18 protein-coding genes are annotated in these 17,758 nt (G+C 71.1%); 10 read left to right on the top strand and 8 right to left on the bottom strand.

What is annotated here, in order from left to right; translation table 11 throughout:
* Positions 1 to 11 precede the first annotated feature (11 nt).
* Both DN051_RS34585 and DN051_RS34580 read left to right on the top strand, forming a co-directional pair.
* Complete coding sequence (locus DN051_RS34585; RefSeq protein WP_112440590.1) at positions 12 to 1,076, top strand: family 2 encapsulin nanocompartment cargo protein terpene cyclase; 1,065 nt, start codon at positions 12 to 14, stop codon at positions 1,074 to 1,076.
* 49 nt (positions 1,077 to 1,125) lie between these two features.
* Positions 1,126 to 2,001, top strand: a complete 876-nt coding sequence (locus DN051_RS34580) for a geranyl diphosphate 2-C-methyltransferase (RefSeq protein ID WP_112440588.1) — start codon at positions 1,126 to 1,128, stop codon at positions 1,999 to 2,001.
* A gap of 46 nt (positions 2,002 to 2,047) precedes the next feature.
* Here DN051_RS34580 and DN051_RS34575 read toward each other — a convergent pair whose 3' ends face one another.
* On the bottom strand, positions 2,048 to 3,247 hold the full coding sequence (locus DN051_RS34575; protein WP_112440586.1) for an esterase-like activity of phytase family protein: 1,200 nt from the start codon (positions 3,245 to 3,247) through the stop codon (positions 2,048 to 2,050).
* A gap of 195 nt (positions 3,248 to 3,442) precedes the next feature.
* Positions 3,443 to 3,925: a VOC family protein gene (locus DN051_RS34570; RefSeq protein ID WP_053761851.1), complete on the bottom strand. Its 483-nt coding sequence runs from the start codon at positions 3,923 to 3,925 to the stop codon at positions 3,443 to 3,445.
* 285 nt (positions 3,926 to 4,210) lie between these two features.
* Between DN051_RS34570 and DN051_RS34560 the strand changes: the two genes are divergently transcribed.
* From DN051_RS34560 to DN051_RS34550, 3 genes are all read left to right on the top strand, one after another.
* A complete protein-coding gene (locus tag DN051_RS34560; RefSeq protein WP_112440582.1) occupies positions 4,211 to 5,419 on the top strand; it encodes an epoxide hydrolase family protein in 1,209 nt (402 codons plus the stop codon).
* 122 nt (positions 5,420 to 5,541) lie between these two features.
* Positions 5,542 to 6,195, top strand: a complete 654-nt coding sequence (locus tag DN051_RS34555) for an ATP-dependent Clp protease proteolytic subunit (RefSeq protein WP_112440580.1) — start codon at positions 5,542 to 5,544, stop codon at positions 6,193 to 6,195.
* Between the two features lies 1 nt (position 6,196).
* Entirely contained in the window at positions 6,197 to 6,799 is a 603-nt protein-coding gene (locus DN051_RS34550; protein WP_053761848.1) for a ClpP family protease, read from the top strand.
* A 34-nt stretch (positions 6,800 to 6,833) separates the two neighbouring features.
* On the opposite strand, the gene DN051_RS34545 is transcribed toward DN051_RS34550, so the two are convergent.
* Positions 6,834 to 7,295 (bottom strand): helix-turn-helix domain-containing protein, encoded by a 462-nt coding sequence (locus DN051_RS34545; protein WP_112440579.1) that lies wholly within the window; start codon positions 7,293 to 7,295, stop codon positions 6,834 to 6,836.
* Positions 7,296 to 7,602: 307 nt separating this feature from the next.
* On the opposite strand from DN051_RS34545, the gene DN051_RS34540 reads away from it, so the two are divergent.
* Complete coding sequence (locus tag DN051_RS34540) at positions 7,603 to 8,490, top strand: RNA polymerase sigma factor SigF (protein WP_053761846.1); 888 nt, start codon at positions 7,603 to 7,605, stop codon at positions 8,488 to 8,490.
* A 93-nt stretch (positions 8,491 to 8,583) separates the two neighbouring features.
* Here DN051_RS34540 and DN051_RS34535 read toward each other — a convergent pair whose 3' ends face one another.
* Positions 8,584 to 9,039: an ATP-binding protein gene (locus DN051_RS34535; RefSeq protein ID WP_053761845.1), complete on the bottom strand. Its 456-nt coding sequence runs from the start codon at positions 9,037 to 9,039 to the stop codon at positions 8,584 to 8,586.
* A 215-nt stretch (positions 9,040 to 9,254) separates the two neighbouring features.
* On the opposite strand from DN051_RS34535, the gene DN051_RS34530 reads away from it, so the two are divergent.
* Positions 9,255 to 10,514: a streptophobe family protein gene (locus DN051_RS34530; RefSeq protein WP_112440577.1), complete on the top strand. Its 1,260-nt coding sequence runs from the start codon at positions 9,255 to 9,257 to the stop codon at positions 10,512 to 10,514.
* Positions 10,515 to 10,621: 107 nt separating this feature from the next.
* Here DN051_RS34530 and DN051_RS34525 read toward each other — a convergent pair whose 3' ends face one another.
* Positions 10,622 to 12,955, bottom strand: coding sequence for an ABC transporter ATP-binding protein/permease (locus tag DN051_RS34525; protein WP_112440575.1), 2,334 nt, complete (start codon positions 12,953 to 12,955; stop codon positions 10,622 to 10,624).
* A 69-nt stretch (positions 12,956 to 13,024) separates the two neighbouring features.
* Entirely contained in the window at positions 13,025 to 13,435 is a 411-nt protein-coding gene (locus tag DN051_RS34520) for a hypothetical protein (protein ID WP_053761842.1), read from the bottom strand.
* Between the two features lie 329 nt (positions 13,436 to 13,764).
* Between DN051_RS34520 and DN051_RS34515 the strand changes: the two genes are divergently transcribed.
* On the top strand, positions 13,765 to 14,052 hold the full coding sequence (locus DN051_RS34515; RefSeq protein WP_053761841.1) for a DUF1905 domain-containing protein: 288 nt from the start codon (positions 13,765 to 13,767) through the stop codon (positions 14,050 to 14,052).
* 61 nt (positions 14,053 to 14,113) lie between these two features.
* Here DN051_RS34515 and mgrA read toward each other — a convergent pair whose 3' ends face one another.
* Positions 14,114 to 15,103, bottom strand: coding sequence for an L-glyceraldehyde 3-phosphate reductase (mgrA, locus tag DN051_RS34510; RefSeq protein WP_053761840.1), 990 nt, complete (start codon positions 15,101 to 15,103; stop codon positions 14,114 to 14,116).
* A 126-nt stretch (positions 15,104 to 15,229) separates the two neighbouring features.
* On the opposite strand from mgrA, the gene DN051_RS34505 reads away from it, so the two are divergent.
* The gene (locus DN051_RS34505) at positions 15,230 to 16,105 is read left to right on the top strand and encodes a LysR family transcriptional regulator (RefSeq protein ID WP_053761839.1); all 876 of its coding nucleotides are present in this window, start codon (positions 15,230 to 15,232) and stop codon (positions 16,103 to 16,105) included.
* Positions 16,106 to 16,133: 28 nt separating this feature from the next.
* Positions 16,134 to 16,649, top strand: a complete 516-nt coding sequence (locus tag DN051_RS34500; protein WP_053761838.1) for a mycothiol transferase — start codon at positions 16,134 to 16,136, stop codon at positions 16,647 to 16,649.
* Here the strand turns inward: DN051_RS34500 and DN051_RS34495 are convergent.
* A complete protein-coding gene (locus DN051_RS34495) occupies positions 16,631 to 17,701 on the bottom strand; it encodes an adenosine deaminase (RefSeq protein ID WP_053761837.1) in 1,071 nt (356 codons plus the stop codon). The genes DN051_RS34500 and DN051_RS34495 overlap by 19 nt on opposite strands.
* Positions 17,702 to 17,758: the final 57 nt, after the last annotated feature.

Below are 17,758 nucleotides of genomic sequence, written 5' to 3'. Positions count from 1 at the left end.
GAGTACGCACCATGAGTTCGTCCCCGCAGGCCGCGGTCCCGGCGCCGTTCACGCTGCCCGGACCGCCGAACCTCGCCCGCACCGTGCGCAGCCGGCGCGGCGGAGCCGTCCCCGGGCTGAAGTACCGGCCCGCCGCCCCCGCCGATCCCGAGAAGGTGCGGGAGATCGACCGCAGGCTGGAGGACTGGGCCCGCCGCCTGGACCTGTTCCCGAAGGAGTGGAGCGGGGACTTCGCCGGGTTCCAGTTCGGCCGGGCCGTGGTCCTCCAGCATCCGGGCGCGGCCGATCCGGAGCGCCTCACCGTCGCGGGCAAGCTGCTGCTCGCCGAGAACATCGTCGACGACTGCTACTGCGAGGAGAGCGAGGACCGGGGCGGATCGCACCGGGGGCTGGGCGGCCGGCTCGTCATCGCCCAGTCCGCCCTCGATCCGTACCACGGCACACCGGAGTCGGAGGAGGAATGGCGTGCCGGTGTGCAGGCAGACGGCCCGCTGCGCTCCTACCACTGGGCGCTGAAGGACTTCGCGGCCCTCGCCACGCCCAGCCAGACCGACCGTTTCGTGCACGACATGGCCCGGCTCCACCTCGGCTACCTCGGCGAGGCCGCGTGGGCGGAGTCCGGGTACGTGCCGCGGGTCTGGGAGTACCTGGTGATGCGCCAGTTCAACAACTTCCGCCCCTGTCTGTCGATCGTGGACGCCGTGGACGGCTACGAGTTGCCCGAGGTGGTCTACGCCCGGCCCGAGATCCAGCGGATCACCGCGCTGGCCTGCAACGCCACCACGATCGTCAACGACCTGTACTCCTTCACCAAGGAGCTGGCGAACGACCCGACGCACCTCAACCTGCCGCAGGTCGTCGCCGCCAACGAGCGGTGCGGTCTGAGGGCGGCGTACCTCAAGAGCGTCGACATCCACAACCAGGTCATGGACGCCTTCGAAGCCGAGTCCGCGCTGCTGTCCGCCACCTCGCCCCTCGTCGAACGCTATGCCCGGGGCCTGTCCGACTGGGTGTCCGGCAACCACGAGTGGCACGCCACCAACACCCACCGCTACCACCTGCCCGACTACTGGTAACCCGAGTCAGCCGACCTCGCGTCGGTCGCACCACCACGAGGAGTCACTGTTGACGATCGCCCACGCCGGCACCACGACTGCACCGGTGCCGACCCAGTCCACGTACCAGAACCGCGTCGCGGACTACTGGAACGCCGAGGAGAACCCGGTCAACCTCGAACTCGGAAAGATCGACGACCTCTATCACCACCACTACGGCGTCGGTGACGTCGACTGGTCGGTCCTCGACGAGCCCGACCGGGCCCGCCGGCGTGAGCGGGTCACCGGTGAACTGCACCGGCTGGAACACGCCCAGGCCGAACTCCTCGCCGGGCACCTCGGCCCGCTCACGCCCGCCGACCGGGTCTTCGACGCCGGCTGCGGACGCGGCGGCGGCAGCGTCGTCGCGCATCTGCGCCACGGCTGCCACGCCGACGGGGTCACGATCTCCGCCAAGCAGGCCGACTTCGCCAACGCCCAGGCCCGGGAGCGGGGCATCGACGAGCAGGTGCGGTACCACCACCGCAACATGCTCGACACCGGATTCACCACCGGGGCGTACGCGGCGTCCTGGAACAACGAGTCCACCATGTACGTCGAACTGGACCTGCTGTTCGCCGAGCACGCGCGGCTGCTGCGGCGCGGTGGCCGCTACGTCGTCATCACCGGCTGCTACAACGACACCTACGGCCGGGCCTCCCGCGAGGTGTCCCTCATCAACGCGCACTACATCTGCGACATCCATCCCCGGTCGGAGTACTTCCGGGCGATGGCCCGCAACCGGCTGGTGCCGGTCCACGTCGAGGATCTGACCGAGGCCACGATTCCCTACTGGGAGCTGCGCAGTCAGGCCGACCATCTGGTGACGGGCATCGAAGAAACGTTCCTGACCGCCTATCGCAACGGCAGTTTCCAGTATCTGCTGATCGCCGCGGACCGCGTGTGAGACGAGGGGTCCTGCCACGTGCGGGTGGCAGGACCCCTCGTGTGCGTCAGCGGAGCGCGCGCGGGTCGGCGTGCAGGCGGTCCGTGAGCCGGACGGTGATGAACTCGTTGTCGTCGGCCTTGCCCGGCGTACGGCCCGACGAGAAGGGGAAGTTGTTGTCGTTCAGGACGGCCAGGGTCCGGTCGTCCAGCAGGACGACGTCCTCGATGGTGGTGAACGGGAACCGGAAGGTCTCCCCGAAGCCGCCGACACCCTTGGGGTTGGCGATGTCGAGCAGATCGGCCACCAGCGTCTTGTCCATCACACCGTCGCGGTCGCGGTCACGGCTGTCGGCGAGGTAGATCCGCTTGAACCTGGCGTCGTCGCCCTGGCCGCCGTCGCGCTCGATGACCAGGAAGCGGTGCCGGTCCACGGCGACGGCGTCGCCGATGGCGTTGGCGGTCGACTCCAGCCGGTAGACGAACCGCTTTCCGGTGTAGGCGCGGGACTTCAGGTCGAACTCGCTGAAGCGCAGGTCGCCGGGGGTGTCTCCGGCGACGCTGCCTTCGAGCAGCGGGTGGAGGCGGCGGCCGTCGACGGAGCGGACCAGTCCCTCGAAGCCCTTGCTGCTGCCGATGGTCGGCTGCGCACCGTTCAGGTACGGGTTCTCGGGCGCCTGCACGCCGTCCAGCGCGATCGGGGCCTCCAGCAGACGCCCCGTGGCGGAGAAGTGGAGCAGGAACGGGCCGAACTCGTCGCCCGCCCAGTACGTGCCGTCGGCGACCCGCACGATCGACTCGACGTCGAAGTCGGCGCCGGTCAGCACGCGGTCGGAGCGGGTGAGCGGGAACGGCACCTTGCGGTACGGGTCGCTCAGGTTGAACCCGCCCAGCACCTCGACCTTCCCGGACCTGGTGTCCGGCTTCACGCGGTGCACGCGCAGCAGGTAGTCGGCGCTGTTGGCCTTGTTGCCGTAACCGTTGTCGGACAGCACGTCGAAAGTGCCGTCGTGGCGGTTGACGATGCCGCTGAAGCCCTGGACGGGCTGGTCCCGGAAGGGCGCGGCGATGCCGTTGAACGGGCCTTCGCCGATGAGCGCGCCGGACGGCTCGCTGTGCGGGACGTAGGTCTCGGCCGGCAGGGACGCGAACCCGGTGAGGGTGGCCCGTCCGAAGTCGCCGTCCGGGTGGCCGCCGCGGGCCGTGGCGGGAACGGCCAGCGCCACCGTCAGAACGGCGGCGCCGAGCAGGATCGAAGATCTTCTCATGGCGGGCACCGTAGGGACACAGTATGACGGGCACCCCAACACCGGAAGTCGGAACCCGCACAGACGCACGGCACGGGTGTACGACCCGGGTCGCCCGGTGTCCGCTGTCCGGAGCGCCGACGCGCCGGTGCGCTCCCCGGAGCCGGGCGCGCGCCTGCCGCGGGCCGACCGCCCGGTCCGCGGCACCCAGGCGGCTCAGCTGCCCGCGTACGCCTTCTCCAGGGCCGCGATGTCGAGCTTGCCCATCGACATCATCGCCTCGGTGGCACGGCCCGCCTTCTGCGGGTCCGGGTCGGTGACCAGCTCGATCAGCCGGTCAGGCACGACCTGCCAGGACACGCCGAACTTGTCCTTCAGCCAGCCGCAGGGACCCGGCTCGCCGCCGTTGTCGATCAGCTTGGACCAGTAGTGGTCGACCTCCGCCTGGTCGGCGCAGCCGATCTGGAAGGAGATCGCCTCGTTGAAGCTGAACTGCGGTCCGCCGTTCAGCGCGACGAACTTCTGCCCGTTCGCCGTGAACTCCACGGTCATCACGTCACCGGCGGTGCCCCGCCCGGCGTCGTTGTAGCGGGCGATGCGGCCGATGCTGGAGTTCTTGAAGACCGAGACGTAGAAGTGGGCGGCCTCCTCGGCCCGGCCGTCGAACCAGAGACACGTGGTGAAGCCGTCGGTCGTCATCGCTACCTCCTGGGGGCATGGAACACGGTCCCATTGTCGACCGCGACGGCCCGCGAAACTCATCGGTCGGGACCCCGTCGATCCGGAGGGCCCGGTGGACGCGGCACCAGTGCCGCGGCAGGCAACGTTCGCCCCGTCGCGACGCCCGGCACGCCCTCTCGCCGCACCGGCCGAAAGCCCGAGTACGTCCAGTACGAGGACTTCCGGCCGGCACACCGAAAGCACGCACCGGACGCCGCTCCTTGACAGGCAAACGTTGCCTGCCGCGGCACTAGCATCCGGGTCATGACGACGTCAGTGCCCGCCGACGGTATTCGGCCCTTCCGCCTCGACATCCCGCAGCGCGACCTCGACGACCTCCACGACCGGCTCGACCGGACCCGCTGGCCTGAGGAGCTGCCCGGCGTGGGCTGGGCGTACGGCGTGCCCCTGGAGTACCTGCGCGACCTGGCGCGCTACTGGCGGCAGGAGTACGACTGGCGCGCCGCCGAAGCCCGGATCAACGAGTGGCCGCAGTACACGACCACGATCGACGGGGCGAACGTCCACTTCGCGCATGTCCGCTCCCCCGAGCCGGACGCGACGCCGCTGGTCGTCACGCACGGCTGGCCCGGCTCCGTCGTGGAGTTCCTCGACGTGGTGGGGCCGCTGACCGATCCGGTGGCACACGGCGGGGACCGAGCCGACGCGTTCCACGTCGTGGTACCCGGCATCCCGGGCTTCGGTCTGTCCGGGCCGACACGGGACACGGGCTGGGAGGCGGGGCGGGTCGCCGACGCGTGGGCGGAGCTGATGGCGCGGCTCGGTTACGAGCGGTTCGGCGCGCAGGGCGGCGACTGGGGCGCGGCGATCTCCCGCGAGCTCGGCCGCGCCCACCCCGACCGCGTGATCGGCGTCCATCTCAACCTGCTGCCCGGAGCGCAGGCGGCCACCGAACCCACCCCCGAGCAGCTCGCGGAGCTCGCTCCCGACCAGCGGGAACGCGCACTGGCCTCCTGGCGCAGATGGAGCGCCTGGTCGGCGGACGGCACGGGGTACGCCGTCCTCCAGGCCACCCGGCCGCAGACCCTCGCGTACGCGCTCACCGACTCCCCCGTCGGCCAGCTCGCCTGGATCGTCGAGAAGTTCAAGGAGTGGACCGACTCGGCCGAGCTGCCCGAGGAGGCCGTCGACCGGGACCGCCTGCTGACCAACGTGATGCTGTACTGGCTGACCGGGACCGCCGGTTCGTCCGCCCGGATCTACTACGAGCGGGCGCACGCCACCGGCCGCAAAGTCGCGCTGAAGGAGCCGTCGTCCGCACCGACCGCGGTCGCGCTGTTCCCGGCGGAACTGCAGATCCCGCTGCGGCACCTGGCGGAGCGCACCGAGAACATCGTGCGCTGGACGGAGTTCGACCGCGGCGGGCACTTCGCCGCGCTGGAGGAGCCCGATCTGCTGGTCGAGGACGTACGGGCGTTCTTCCGGCAGGTGCGGGACGGCCAGGCCGGATGAGCGCTCTGCCCGTGGCGAATCTGCCGCGGGCAGAGCGGACGGCCCGGGCGCCGGATCGCGGCCCACAGTGGAGTGCGCGGCAACGCCAGCCGCGACTCGACGAGCGACCACGAGGAGCGCCCATGTCCCCGTTCACCGCCGGCCCCTGGCCGGACCTGCTGCCCCGGGCCGAGGAGGGCGGCACCTCGCCCACCCGGTTCGACGACCATCTGGCCGCCCAACTGCTCGGGCAGCGCATCGTCCTGCTGGGCACACAGGTCGACGAGGTGTCCGCCAACCGGGTCTGCGCGCAACTGCTGATCCTGTCGGCGGAGGACCCGCACACCGACATCGGCCTGTTCATCAACAGTCCGGGCGGTTCGGTCCACGCGGGCCTCGCCATCCACGACACGATGCGGCTCGTCCCCAACGACGTCGCCACGCTCGCCATGGGGTTCGCGGCGAGCATGGGGCAGTTCCTGCTCACCGTGGGCGCGCCGGGCAAGCGGTTCGCGCTGCCCAACGCGCGGATCATGATGCACCAGCCGTCCGCGGGGATCGGCGGCACCACCGCCGACATCGAGATCCAGGCGGACAATCTCGCCTTCACCAAGCAGACCGTCGAGCAGATCACCGCGGAGCACACCGGCCAGAGCGCGCAGACCATCTCCCGGGACGGCGACCGGGACCGCTGGTTCACGGCAGAGGAGGCCAGGGAGTACGGCATCGTGGACCGGGTCGTCCAGTCGTTCGCCGACGTCCGCCCGGTCACGTCCCGCCGACGGACGGGGCTGTGACATGGGGACGTACACGATTCCGAACGTCGTCGAGCGCACCCCCGCGGGCGAGCGTTCCTACGACGTGTTCAGCCGGCTGCTGTCGGAGCGGATCGTCTTCCTCGGCACCGAGATCGACGACGGCGTCGCCAACGTCGTCATCGCGCAACTCCTCCATCTGGAGTCGGCGGCACCGGACAGCGAGATCGCCATCTACATCAACTCCCCCGGCGGCTCGTTCACCTCGCTCATGGCGATCTACGACACGATGACGTTCGTGCAGGCCCCCGTCTCGACGTTCTGCGTCGGGCAGGCCGCCTCGACCGCGGCCGTGCTGCTGGCCGGCGGGGACGCCGGGCGCCGGTTCGTGCTGGAGCACGCACGCGTGCTGCTGGGCCAGCCGGCCAGCGGCGGCCGCCAGGGCACCGTCTCCGATCTGGCTCTCCAGGCCAAGGAGATGGTGCGGATCCGCTCCCAGGTCGAGGAGGTACTGGCCCGGCACACGGGCCACGACATCGCGACGCTGCGCGCCGACATGGACCGCGACAAGGTGTTCACGGCGCGGGAGGCAGTGGCGTACGGACTGGCCGACGAGGTGCTCGGCCGGCGTCTCGCGCGGGTCTGAGACGCCGGCCCGGCACGGTCCGCCGGCGCGGGCGTCAGGCCGCCAGGCACAGCCCGTCGTACGGCGAACTCGTCCTCGGCCGGGCCCGGTCGGAGGGCCGCGTGGTGAGCCGGACCAGCTCCCCCTGGGCCAGCCCCAGCAGGTCGCCCAGGCCGAGGCCGAGGGCGCGGGCGGCGGCCGCGAGGACCTCCGAGGAGGCCTCCTTGCGGCCGCGTTCGATCTCCGACAGATACGGCATGGAGATCCGGGCCGCTTCCGCGACGTCCTTCAGCGTGCGTTCCTGCGCGAGACGTTCACGGCGCAGGACGTCACCGACCAGGTCCCGCCAGAGCGGTTCCCGGGCGGCGCGCGCCGGCCGGGACGGCGGCCCGGCGGCGAGGGCCGGCCGCGGTGACGAACCGGCGGGGCGCTCGGCGACCGGGCGGGACGCCGCGGGGCGCCCGGCGGGCGGACGCAGCGGGATGACGCGGGCTTCGTTCGGCGCTCGATTGCTCACCCGTTCAGCGTATGAGCCCCGGACGCCCCGGCAAGGGTGCGGCATTCCGCCCTCGGTGGAATCGCGGCCGCGCCGCCAACCGGATTCCCCGAACCCGCCGTGGCGGCGGGAACTGACGGTCACTCGGACCCGGTGCGCCGACGTTTTCCGCCGCTCGGGCGGTCGGGGGCATGACCTCGCGCAGCCCGGGTACCCGCAGGGATACGCAAGCGCGTCGGGGGTACCCGCAGGGGCGCGCCGCGCAGGACCGTACACAACTGAAGCCGTGAGAAGCAGACGTCGCACCATGACTTTCGTGGGAGAGGTAATGGACACCGCCGTGATCCGGTCGGAGGCAAAGGTCGTCGAGGACAGCGCCAGGACCAGGACGGGCGAGGGGTCGGTTCCGGAAGTCGTGGACCCCAGGTCCGTGGCGCCGCGTGACGCCCGCGAGCTGTCCCGCAGGTTCTTCGAACGCCTGGCGGAGCTCGAGGAGGGCACGCACGAATACCAGTACGCGCGCAACACGCTGATCGAGATGAACATGTCCCTCGTGCGGTTCGCCGCCGGGCGGTTCCGCAACCGCGGCGACGACATGGAGGACATCGTCCAGACCGGGATGATCGGCCTGATCAAGGCCATCGACCGGTTCGAGCTGGCGCGCGAGGTCGAGTTCACGTCGTTCGCGCTGCCCTACATCATGGGCGAGATCAAGCGGTTCTTCCGCGACACCACGTGGGCCGTGCACGTGCCGCGCCGCCTCCAGGAGCTGCGGGTGGAACTGGCCAAGGCGCGCGAGGAGCTCTCCAGCCGGCTGGACCGCGAACCGACCGTGGCGGAGCTCTCCACGCTGATGAACATCTCCGAGGACGAGGTGATCGAGGCCCAGCTCGCCGCCAACGGCTACAACTCCGCGTCGCTGGACGCCGCCCTGACCGGCGACGGACCGGAGAGCGGCGAGGCCGTGCTCGCCGACTTCATCGGGGTCGAGGAACACGGGCTGCGCCTGGTGGAGGACTTCCAGTCGCTCGCTCCCCTGATGGCCGAGCTGGACGAACGCGACCGGCAGATCCTGCACATGAGGTTCGTGGAGGAGGCCACCCAGGCCGAGATCGGCGCACGGCTCGGCTGCTCGCAGATGCATGTGTCCCGGCTGCTCAAGCGGATCATCGTGCGGCTGCGGCAGGGCATGCTCGGGGAACTCGACTACGCCTGACGGCAGGCACGGTCGCGGCCCGCGGGAGCCGCGACCCGCCGAGGACTCGGGGGCGGGACGGATCGGGTGAGTCCCCGGCACACCGCCGGGGGCTCACCCACCGTTGAGCCGGACGACGGCGCTCACCCGTTTGCCCACCGGCACCAGTTCCACGGACACCTGCGACGACAGTGCGTGGACGATCTCCAGACCGTGCCGGCCGACCCGGGCCGGGTCGCGTGGAAACCGGCGCGGCAGTGCGGCGCTGCTGTCGCACACGCACACCCTCATGGAGCTGTCGGTGCCCTCCAGCTCCAGGATGTACGGCCCGTTGCTGTGCCGGTCCGCGTTGGTGACGAGCTCACTCACCACGAGGAGCACCGCCTCCTCCGCGCGCGCCCCGATCTCGGCGCACCACTCGGTCCTGAGCTGCTCGAGGAAGTGTGCGGCGAGGGTGCGCGCCTCGGCTATGCATCCCGGCTCGCCGGTGTAGTGCGCCGCCCGCCGCAGCGGTTCCACGGGCACGTCGAAACCAGTCGGTACGACGGACCCGTCCCGGTACTCGATCATGCGTGTCTCTCTCCGAAGCCGGCTTGGCCGGACGTTGCTGCACCTGTCCTCGTACCCCGAGCCGGGCGCCGCAGTCCATAGTGCCGGGCTCGTCACATTCGCGGAGCCGGAGCGGACAAATTTCGGGGACCCGGTTCCCCGCCGATCACGGTGCGGGGCGACGCGGACGGACCTCCCGGCGCGCGCCGGGTCCGGGGGCTGCCTAGCGTGAAACCGTGAGCTCGCGCACCCCGTCCGCCCCGGCCGTCGCCCGTCCCGGCTGGGGACAGGCCGTGGCCACCGTGCTGGCCGGGCTGCTCGCCATGGGGGTCGTCGCGGCTCTGGGCCTGTGGGCGGCCGGCGCCGGGGACCTGCCGGACGGCGCGTTCCCGCGGGTCGTCGCCGCGACCGTGGTCACCGCGGTGGGCGGCGTCGTCCGGATGTCGGGGGACGCCGGGGGCCTCGCCGAGACCAGGGCGGGGGTGGACGTCATCCCGCTGTCGGTGACGCTGGCCGGAGCCCTGGTGATCGCGGCCGGCTTCGTCAGACCGCTGCGGCAGGGGTCGGTGTCCGGTGCCGGGGAGCTGGCCGGGTGGGCGGTGCGGATCGCCGTTCCGTGGCTGCTCGCGCTGCTCGGTCTGTCCCTCGGGGCCCGGCAGACCTTTACGATCTCCCTGGGCGAGGGCATGATCAGCGACATCGGCGACCTGTTCGGCATCACCCCCGAGGTCGGGTTCGCCGCCGACGTCCCGCTCACCCTGCTCTGCGGGCTCCTGTGGCTCGCCGTCGTGCTCGTGCTGGCGCCGCTGGCGTCCCGCGGGGCTCCCCTGCCGGGCTCCCTGACGCGTTTCCAGGAGGCGGTCCGCCCGGCCGCGTACGCCATGGTGATGCTGCTCCTCGTCTGCGTCGGACTGGGGCTCGTCGTCGGCCTGGTCGCGGCGACGACGCGCGGACATCCGGCGGAGACGTTCGCCGTGCTGCTGCTGGGTCTGCCGAACCTGGCGTGGCTCGCGCTCACCCTCGGACTGGGCGCGACATGGGACGGCAGGGTGGAGGGGCCGTTCGCCCTGCCCATGCCGCACGTGCTCGACCAGGTGCTGCGTTCCTCGGACGTCTCCGCGGTGAACGTGGGGACGCTCGCCGAGCACGACGGCCGGGTGTGGTGGCTCGTACCGGTCGCCGCTGTGCTGGTGCTCGCGGCCGCGTTCGTGACGGCGGCCGGTTCGCCGGCCGGGATGCCGTTGTGGCGGCACGCCGTGCACATGGCCGTGGCACTCGCGCTCACCGTGCTGCTGATCTGCCTGCTGGGGCGGGTCTCCGCGTCCTACGGCCTGTCCGTCCTCGGGATCGGCGAGCTGGGCGGCGATCTCGCGGGCGAACTGTTCCTGCGCCCCCGCATCTGGTCGGCGCTGGGCCTGGCCGTGCTGTGGGGCCTGGTGACCGGTCTTCTCGGGGCGCTGCTCGCGAAAGGGTTGCGGCGGAAAGGCGCGGGCTAGGACTTCTCGGCGACGCGGGGTCGTCGCCCGCGGGACCGCACGGCGGCGCGAGACATGACGGGCGACGGGCGACAGGCAGGGGCCGGGCGCCGGCGCGGGCAGGTCCGCTAGCGCATCACGGAGGGTTCGCGGCTGCGCAGCAGCCAGCCCACCAGGAGGCAGTACACCGCGGACAGCGCGACCAGCATGCCGACGTCGAGCAGCCACACTCCGACCGAGTGCTGGAACAGGGGATCACTGGTCAGCTCCCCCGGTGACACCTGGGCGAGCCCGATGGTGGCCGCCATGGCGCCGAGCCCCCATCGGGCGGGCACCAGCCAGGCGACCTGTTCGAGACCGGGCACGCCGTCCAGGTGCAGCAGCGCGCCGCAGAAGACCATCTGGACGATGGCGAGGAGCACGAGCAGCGGCATCGTGACCTCTTCCTTGCGCACCAGCGCGGAGACCACCAGGCCGAGCATCATCGCGGTGAAGGCGAGCAGGGCGACGGCCACGGTGATCTCGACCAGGGGCGGCATCAGCACACCCCGGCCGTCCGGCGCGTTCAGGTCGACGCCGAGCAGGGCGACCAGGGTGAGCACCACGGACTGGACCACGGTGACCAGGCCCAGAACGACCACCTTGGACATCAGGTACGCCGATCTGGACAGGCCGACGGCTCTCTCACGCCGGTAGATCACACGTTCCTTGACGATCTCGCGCACCGCGTTGGCGGAGCCGGTGAGCACGGCGCCGACGCAGAGGATGAGCAGCGCGTTGAGCGCGGACCGGCGGGTGAGTTCACCGCCCGCGAGGGCCCGGGCCATGGCGCCCATCACGAAGGGCAGCGCGATCATGACGACGAGGAACGTGCGGTCCGAGCTGAGCACCGAGGTGTAGCGGCGGACCAGCGTGCTGAGTTGGGCGACCCAGCCGCGCGGCCTCGGTGGCGGGGCGACGACGAACGGGCCGTCGCGGTCCAGCCGCGGCTGCGCGGTCGCGTCGGCGATGTAGTGCCGGTGGAAGGGCGAGGCGAGGTACTCCCCCGCCCAGTCCCGGTCCCGGTCCCGCTCGAACGCCTCGAAGGCCTCCGGCCACTGGGTGAAGCCGAAGAAGGCGAGGGCGTCGCCGGGCGGGCCGAAGTAGGCGACCTTGCCGCCGGGCGCGAGGACCAGGAGCCGGTCGCAGACGTCGAGGCTGAGGACGCTGTGCGTGACGACGATGACGGTCCGGCCGTCGTCGGCGAGACCGCGCAGCATGTGCATCACCGAGCGGTCCATGCCGGGATCGAGGCCGGAGGTCGGTTCGTCGAGGAACAGCAGTGAGGGCTTGGTCAGCAGCTCCAGGGCCACACTGACCCGTTTGCGCTGGCCGCCGGAGAGACTGTGGACCGCCTGCCCGCACCGCTGCTCCAGTCCCAGTTCCCCGATCACCTCGTCGACCCGGGCGAGCCGCTCGGCCTTGGCCGTGTCCTGCGGGAAACGCAGTTCGGCGGCGTAGGTCAGGGCGCCGCGGACGGTCAGCTGGGTGTGCAGGATGTCGTCCTGCGGGACGAGCCCGATGCGGTACCGCAGCTCGGCGAAGTCGTGGTACAGGTCGCGCCCGTCGTACAGGACCGTGCCGTGGTCGGCGGGGCGCTGCCCGGTCAGGGCGTTCAGCAGGGTGGACTTGCCCGCGCCGCTCGGCCCGACGACGGCCAGCAGGCATTTCTCCCCCACCGGGAAGGACACGTCGTCGAGGAGCGTCCTGCGTCCCTGGTCGACGACGACGGTGAGGTCCTGCACGTCGAGGGTGATCTCCCCGGTGTCGACGTACGCCTGGAGTTCGTCGCCGACGAGACAGAAGTCCGAGTGCCCGACGCCGACGATGTCGCCGGTGCCGATCAGGGCGCTGGTGACGAGCTGGCCGTTGAGGTAGGTGCCGTTGTGACTGCCGAGGTCGACGATCTCGTAGGTTCCGTCCATGTGCGCGCGCAGTTCGGCGTGCCGGCGCGAGACGAGCAGGTCGTCGACGACGAGGTCGTTGTCCTCGTCGCGGCCGATGCGGATGGTCTTGTGGGGCAGCGGGCGTACGTATGTGGGCTGCCGGAAGATGTGCGTGAGCGCGGGCCGGGAGACCGCCGAGGGGCGGTCGGCCGGCCGGGAGAGGCCGACGAGGACGGCGCGCGGGCCGTCGGTCGGGTTGCCGAACCGGATGACGCTTCCGGGGCCCACACCGAACTCGTGGATGCGCCGGCCGCCCGCGTAGGTGCCGTTGGCGCTGTCCTCGTCCTCCAGTGTCCACTGTCCGGCCACGGGCCGCAGCACCGCGTGGTGCCAGGAGACCCGGTCGTCGTCGAGGACGATGTCGCTGAGCGGATCGCGTCCGACGCTGTAGTCGCGCTCGGGGTTCATCACGGTGGCGCCCGTCTCGGTCTCCAGGACGAGCTCGGGCGCCTTCGACGCGATCGGCCGCTCCACCATGTCGAAATTCTACCGATTCAGTGACATATACGCTGGCCTGGTCCCTGCGGAACACCTCGCCTACACGTGTCAGGCGACCGGCACGACCAGCGGCGGGACCGTGCGCTGCATCCGCAGGGCGTCGACGGACTCGGCGAGCAGTTCGTACTCCGTGGTGTCGTCATGGGTGGCCACGCGGACGAGCCGCCCGTTGGTCAATTCGTCCGCGACGAGTTCCTGTTGGCCGACGTCCGCGCACCAGGCGCGCAGCAGGGCCGGCACGTCGGCCACGCTGTCGCCGACCGGGACGAGCGCGTTCGGCGGAAAGGGCGCGCCCTCGGGTTGCGGGTCGAGCCGCTCGGCGATCCAGATGGCCCGGTCCCGCAGCCACCACAGCGCGAGGGCCAGAGTGGGCGCGCGATAGGTGCCGAGGGGTACGCCGATACGCCGACCGTCACACGTGCCGTATGCCGTGACGTGGCACAGGAATTCGTCGTGCACGTACGCCTCCCCCGCTGCGTTGCTCGCCTGCCGGTGGTGCCTCGCTTTCGGTGCGGCTCCGGTGTTGTTGAAAACTGTCCCTGAGGTTCGAGTATCTTCACTCTTGAAACACTGTCACCACGTCTTTCCGGCCAGTCTCCTGGCATATTCACCGCGCGTATTGGCCGGAACGCGTCGGGTGAGGACCCCAGGCCGGACGGCTGTGATCACCCGCCGGAGCCGGGTCGGCGGGCGGCCGCGATGGGGTCGGGGGACAGCCGCGATGAGTTTTCCCGGTTTACCAGGTCTTCTCGATGAGCACCACGGGATCACCACAAACGGAGGGCGCCATGACCGCGACCGGAAACCTCGACACGGAATTCACGGCCGTGCTGCGCAAGAGCACCGCCAAAGGCGGCTGGACTTATCTCGTCTGGCCCGAATCCGTCGCATTCTTCGGTACCCGGGGGCTGGTCAAGATCCGCGGGACGATCGACGGACATCCATTCCGGAGTTCTTTCATGGCACTGGGCGACGGCACCCACAAGCTGCCGGTCAAGGCCGAGGTCCGCAAGGCGATCGGCAAGGAGGAGGGCGACACGGTGACCGTGCGCCTGGAGGAGCGGCTCGGCCCCTGAGCCCGCCCGGACACAGCGGTGCCCGGAGGGGCCGAGCCGCCTCCGGGCACCGCTCACCGCGTCACGCCTTGACGAGCTCCTCGATCCTGGCCAGCTCGTCCGCCTCGAAGTCCAGGTTGCGGATCGCCGAAACGCTGTCCTCCAACTGCTCCGGGCTGCTCGCGCCGACCAGCGCCGAGGTCACCCGCTCACCGCGCAGCACCCACGCCAGCGCCATCTGGGCCAGGGACTGGCCGCGCGACCCGGCGAGGTCGTTCAGGCCGCGCAGCCGCTCCACGAGGTCCTCGGTCACCGCGTCGGAGTTCAGGAACGGGCTGTCGCTCGCGGCCCGCGAGCCCTCCGGGATGCCGTCGAGGTAGCGGGCGGTGAGCAGGCCCTGCTCCAGCGGGGAGTACGCGATGGAGCCGACCTCCAGCTCGTCGAGCGCGTCCAGCAGTCCCTCCTCGGGACGCCGGTCGAGCATCGAGTAGCGGGGCTGGTGGATCAGCAGCGGGGTGCCCAGCTCTCCGAGGATGCGGGCGGCCTCCCGGGTCTCCTCGGGAGAGTAGTTGGAGACACCGACGTAGAGCGCCTTGCCCTGCTGGACGGCCGAGTGCAGGGCACCCATCGTCTCCTCCATCGGGGTGGAGGGGTCGGGGCGGTGCGAGTAGAAGATGTCGACGTAGTCCAGCCCCATCCGCCCCAGGCTCTGGTCCAGCGAGGACAGCAGGTACTTGCGGGAGCCCCACTCGCCGTACGGGCCGGGCCACATCAGATAGCCGGCCTTGGTGGAGATCACCAGCTCGTCGCGGTACGGCGCGAGGTCGGCGCGCAGCGCGTCGCCGAACGCGGACTCGGCGGCACCGGGCGGCGGGCCGTAGTTGTTGGCCAGGTCGAAGTGGGTGACCCCGAGGTCGAAGGCGCGGCGCAGGATGGCGCGCTGGGTCTCCACCGGCCGGTCGGGGCCGAAGTTGTGCCACAGTCCGAGCGACAGCGCGGGGAGTTTCAGGCCGCTGCGTCCGGTGCGCCGGTAGGGCATGTCCGCGTAGCGGTCGGGGTGTGCGGTGTACAACGCGACTCCAGAGGGGTTGTCCCGGGGGATGGGGATCCGGAAAGATCCGCTCCCCATCTTTCGTGGCCTGTCGGCAGCAGTCCAACAGAAGAGTCCGATGGAATTCAGCGAGTACGCTTCTCAATCATGGAACTGCGCCACCTCCAGCACTTCGTCGCGGTCGCCGAGGACCAGCACTTCACCCGCGCCGCGGAACGGCTGATGGTGTCCCAGTCCGGGCTGTCGGCCTCGATCCGGGCGCTGGAGCGGGAGTTGCAGACCCCGCTGTTCGTGCGCACGACCCGCCGGGTGACGCTGACGGAGGCGGGGCGCGCGCTGCTCGGCGAGGCGGAACGCATTCTCGCGCAGGTGCGCTCGGCGCACGAGGCCGTGGCCGCCGTACAGGGCGTGCTGCGCGGCACACTGGCGCTGGGCACGGAACAGTGCATCGCCGGTGTGAACGTCGCCGGGCTGCTGGCCGCGTTCCGGCGGCGCCACCCGGACGTGGAGATCCGGCTGCGCCAGGCGGGCTCCGGGGCGCTGGCGGAGGAGGTCGACGCCGGGCGCCTCGACCTCGCCTTCGCGGTGCGCACGCAGGACGGCACCGACCAGCTGCGCTGCGTTCCGCTGGCCGACGAGCCGATGACCGTGCTGTGCCATCCGACGCACCGGCTCGCCGTGGCCGGCGCGGCGGTCACGCCCGAGGAACTGGGCGGCGAGGTCTTCGTCGACTTCCACCCCGACTGGGGTCCGCGGCGCGCCACCGACGCCGTGTTCACCGCGGCGGGCGTACGGCGGACCGTGTCGCTGGAGGTGAACGACGTGCACAGCCTGCTCGACCTGGTGGACGAGAACCTGGGCGTCGCCGTCGTACCGCACCACTTCCAGTACAAGCGCGGCACGCTCACCGCCCTCCCCCTCAAGGGCATCGGCGACGCCGTGTACGAGACGGTCGCCCTGCTCCCGCCCCCGCAGGCCACCAGCCCGGCCGCCCGAGCGCTGATGTCCGTGCTGGAGGCGTGATGCCCGGCGATGCGCGATGGTGGGACGTATGCATGCCAAGGACATCCTCAGCGACGCCCACAGCCGCATCCAGGAAGAGGTCCACGCCGTCGTCGACGGGCTGACCGCCGACGAACTCGACGCCCGCCCGTCCGCCGACGCCAACTCCGTCGCCTGGCTGGTCTGGCACCTCACCCGCGTCCAGGACGACCATGTGTCCGACGCGGCGGGGCTCGACCAGGTCTGGACGGAGCAGGGCTGGCACAAGCGCTTCGGACTGGACCTGCCGCGACCGGACACCGGGTACGGACACAGCTCCGCGGAGGTCGCCAAGGTGCGGGTGGACTCGGGCGACCTGCTGACCGGGTACTACGACGCGGTGCACGAGCGGACGCTCCACTTCCTGCACGGGCTGACCGCCAAGGACCTCGAACGCATCGTGGACGAGGGCTGGGACCCCCCGGTCAGTCTCGGCGTGCGCCTGGTGAGCGTCCTGTCCGACGATCTCCAGCACGTCGGACAGGCCGCCTATGTCCGGGGGCTGCTTCAGAGCTCCGCGGCGTAACCCGGAAGTATCACGTCCCGTATGAGGGCGTTGCGCTCGTCGAACGGGACGAAGGCGCTCTTGACGGCGTTCACGGTGACCGTGCGCAGGTCCTCGACCGTCCACCCCGCCTGCTCGACCAGCAGCGACATCTCCCGGGTCATGGTGGTGCCCGACACCAGCCGGTTGTCGGTGTTCAGGGTGACGCGGAAGCCGAGGTCCTTCAGGGCCGTGATGGGGTGCTCGGCGATGGAGGTGGCCGCGCCGGTCTGGAGGTTGGAGGTGGGGCACATCTCCAGCGCGATCCTGCGGTCGCGGACCCAGCCGGCGAGGCGGCCGAGCTTGCCGTCCACGATGTCGTCGGTGATGCGCACGCCGTGGCCGATCCGCTGGGCACCGCACACCTGGAGGGCCTGGTGGATGCTCGGCAGCCCGTGCGCTTCGCCCGCGTGGATGGTGAAGGGCACGTTCTCGTGGCGCAGGCGCTCGAACGCGGCGAGGTGGCCGGCCGGCGGGAAGCCGTCCTCGGCACCCGCGATGTCGAAGCCGACGACGCCGGCGTCACGGAAGGCGACGGCGAGATCGGCGATCTCGCGGCTGCGGTCGAACATCCGCATACCGCACAGCAGCGTGCCCACCCGGACCGGCGTCCCGGCCGCCGCCGCCTTCGCCATGCCCGCGGCCAGGCCCTCCTGCACCGTCTCGACGACCTCGGGAAGGGTGAGCCCGCCGCGGACCATCAGCTCGGGCGCGTACCGGACCTCGCCGTAGACGACGCCGTCCTCGGCGAGGTCGAGGACGTACTCCTCGGCGGTGCGCAGCAGGCCCTCACGGTTCTGCATGACGGCCAGGGTGTGCTCGAAAGTGGCGATGTAGCGGACCAGGTCGCCGGAGTTGGCGGCGTCGTAGTACCAGGCTGCGAGGGCCGCGGGGTCGGTGGTGGGCAAGGTGTGGCCGACCGCGTCCGCCAGCTCCACCACGGTCCCGGGGCGCAGACCGCCGTCCAGGTGATCGTGCAGCACGGCCTTGGGCAGCCGGCGGAGCGTTTCATGGTCTACGCGCGTAGCAGTCATGGCGGATCTTTCCTGGGGCGGGGTTTCGGCGGGGCGCAGAGAAAACAGAGATGGCAG

This window comes from Streptomyces cadmiisoli (assembly GCF_003261055.1).
GTDB lineage: Bacteria > Actinomycetota > Actinomycetes > Streptomycetales > Streptomycetaceae > Streptomyces > Streptomyces cadmiisoli.
This window is presented reverse-complemented; position numbering and strand designations above follow the sequence as displayed.

What these genes read in the sequence shown, in the direction of transcription:
- DN051_RS34570 (WP_053761851.1), bottom strand. Translation starts at nt 3,925, where the DNA reads ATGACGACCGACGGCTTCACCACGTGTCTCTGGTTCGACGGCCGGGCC.
- DN051_RS34550 (WP_053761848.1), top strand. Translation starts at nt 6,197, where the DNA reads ATGGGGACGTACACGATTCCGAACGTCGTCGAGCGCACCCCCGCGGGC.
- DN051_RS34535 (WP_053761845.1), bottom strand. Translation starts at nt 9,039, where the DNA reads ATGATCGAGTACCGGGACGGGTCCGTCGTACCGACTGGTTTCGACGTG.
- DN051_RS34525 (WP_112440575.1), bottom strand. Translation starts at nt 12,955, where the DNA reads ATGGTGGAGCGGCCGATCGCGTCGAAGGCGCCCGAGCTCGTCCTGGAG.
- DN051_RS34505 (WP_053761839.1), top strand. Translation starts at nt 15,230, where the DNA reads ATGGAACTGCGCCACCTCCAGCACTTCGTCGCGGTCGCCGAGGACCAG.
- DN051_RS34515 (WP_053761841.1), top strand. Translation starts at nt 13,765, where the DNA reads ATGACCGCGACCGGAAACCTCGACACGGAATTCACGGCCGTGCTGCGC.
- DN051_RS34555 (WP_112440580.1), top strand. Translation starts at nt 5,542, where the DNA reads ATGTCCCCGTTCACCGCCGGCCCCTGGCCGGACCTGCTGCCCCGGGCC.
- DN051_RS34560 (WP_112440582.1), top strand. Translation starts at nt 4,211, where the DNA reads ATGACGACGTCAGTGCCCGCCGACGGTATTCGGCCCTTCCGCCTCGAC.
- DN051_RS34585 (WP_112440590.1), top strand. Translation starts at nt 12, where the DNA reads ATGAGTTCGTCCCCGCAGGCCGCGGTCCCGGCGCCGTTCACGCTGCCC.
- DN051_RS34495 (WP_053761837.1), bottom strand. Translation starts at nt 17,701, where the DNA reads ATGACTGCTACGCGCGTAGACCATGAAACGCTCCGCCGGCTGCCCAAG.
- DN051_RS34500 (WP_053761838.1), top strand. Translation starts at nt 16,134, where the DNA reads ATGCATGCCAAGGACATCCTCAGCGACGCCCACAGCCGCATCCAGGAA.
- DN051_RS34575 (WP_112440586.1), bottom strand. Translation starts at nt 3,247, where the DNA reads ATGAGAAGATCTTCGATCCTGCTCGGCGCCGCCGTTCTGACGGTGGCG.
- DN051_RS34540 (WP_053761846.1), top strand. Translation starts at nt 7,603, where the DNA reads ATGGACACCGCCGTGATCCGGTCGGAGGCAAAGGTCGTCGAGGACAGC.